Source organism: Nocardioides malaquae, from assembly GCF_015070385.1.
Classification (GTDB): Bacteria; Actinomycetota; Actinomycetes; order Propionibacteriales; family Nocardioidaceae; genus Nocardioides; species Nocardioides malaquae.
Window position 1 is genome coordinate 1 of record NZ_JADCSA010000031.1, and the last position, 1,860, is coordinate 1,860.

At 73.9% G+C, this 1,860-nt stretch carries 2 protein-coding genes; both read left to right on the forward strand.

All coding sequences use genetic code 11. From position 1 onward, the window contains the following. Positions 1 to 881: FAD-binding protein (locus tag IEQ44_RS15500; RefSeq protein ID WP_193639383.1), on the forward strand; the 881-nt coding region annotated here is incomplete at its 5' end. Next, positions 878 to 1,807, forward strand: coding sequence for a carboxylating nicotinate-nucleotide diphosphorylase (gene nadC, locus IEQ44_RS15505; RefSeq protein ID WP_319804714.1), 930 nt, complete (start codon positions 878 to 880; stop codon positions 1,805 to 1,807). The genes IEQ44_RS15500 and nadC, both read left to right, overlap by 4 nt. Positions 1,808 to 1,860: the final 53 nt, after the last annotated feature.

The following is a 1,860-nucleotide window of genomic DNA, read 5'->3' on the forward strand; positions in this document are numbered from 1 at the left end:
AGCCCCTGATCTCCGAGGCCGTGCGCGGCGAGGGCGCCTTCCTCGTCGACTTCGAGGGCAACCGGCTCATGGAGGGTGTCCACCCGCTCGCCGACCTGGCGCCGCGCGACGTGGTCGCCAAGGCGATCACCCGCCGGATGATGGAGACCGACCGGCCGCACATGTGGCTCGACGCCCGCCACCTGGGCGCGGAGTTCTGGCAGCAGCGCTTCCCCACGATCCTCGCGACCTGCCGCAGCCACGGCGTCGACCCGGTGACCGAGCTGATCCCGGTCGCCCCGGCCCACCACTTCGTCTCCGGCGGCGTCGCCACCGACCTGTGGGGGCGTACGTCCGTGCCCGGCCTCTACGCCACCGGCGAGGTCGCCTGCTCCGGCGTGCACGGCGCCAACCGGCTCGCCTCCAACTCCCTGCTGGAGGGCCTCGTCTTCTCCCGGCGCATCGCCGAGGTGCTGCCCGCCGAGCTGCGGGACCAGGTCGAGCCGGTCACCGAGAGCCGCACCCCCGGCCTCGTGGACCCCGCCGCGCGACGCGAGCTGCAGGAGGTCATGACGACCCTCGTCGGCGTGCTGCGCTCGGCCGACGGCCTTGACCGGGCGACCGTGGCGCTGGACGAGGTCGGCGCCCGGGCCACGGACGTACCGGCCACGGCGTCGTGGGAGACCACCAACCTGGTGGCGGTCTCGACCGCCCTCACCCTCGCCGCCCTGCTGCGCGAGGAGACCCGCGGGTCGCACTGGCGCGACGACTTCCCCGAGCGCGACGACGTGCGGTTCGGCGGCGGCCACATCGACGTCACCCTCGTCGAGGGCCATGCCGAGGCGGCGTTCGTGCCCGCCCCGGCCACCGATCCGTCCGTGCTGGAGAGGAGCCCCTCGTGAGTGCCGTCCCGCCCCCTGCCCTGCCCGTCGTCGAGCTCGGTCAGGTGCCCGCCGGCCTGCTCACCGAGCTGACCGACGCCGGCCTCGACGTCGAGGCCCTCTGGCGCCACCTGACGCTCGCCCTGCTCGAGGACGTGCCTCCCGGCACCGAGGACACCACCAGCGCCGCCACCATCACCGACGACGCGCGCGCCGCCGGTGCCTTCGTCGCCCGCGAGTCGGGCGTCGTGAGCGGGCTGGGAGTCGCTGCGCTCGTCTTCCACGCCGTCATGGGTGACACCGTCGACGTGACCGACCGGCTGCCCGACGGCAGCCGGGTCTCGGCCGGCGACGTGGTCATGCGGGTCTCCGGACCGGCTCGGGGCCTGCTCACCGCGGAGCGGACCGCCCTCAACTTCGCCTCACACCTCTCCGGCGTCTCCACCGCGACCGCCCGGTGGGTCGAGGCGCTGGAGGGCACCGGAGCCAAGGTGCTCGACACCCGCAAGACCCTGCCCGGGTGGCGCGACCTGCAGAAGTACGCGGTGCGCACCGGCGGCGGGGTCAACCACCGCTTCGGTCTGCACGACATGGCGATGGTCAAGGACAACCACGTCGTGGCCGCCGGGGGCGTCGTGCCCGCGCTGGAGGCCGTGCGTCGCGCCTACCCCGGCCTGCCGGTCGAGGTGGAGGTGCAGGACCTCGACGAGCTGCGCCAGGTGCTCGAGGCGGGGGCGGAGCGCATCCTGCTCGACAACATGTCGACCGCCGACATGGCCGAGGCGGTCCGCGTGACCGACGGCCGGGCGGTGCTGGAGGCCTCCGGCGGCCTCACCATCGACCGGGCCCGCGAGGTCGGTGAGACCGGGGTGGACTTCCTCTCCGTCGGTGCGCTGACCCACTCGGTCACCGTCTTCGACCTCGGTCTGGACCTCGACGAGGAGTGAGGCGATGACGCTGCTCGCGGCCGACATCGGCAACTCCCACACCACCCTGGGTG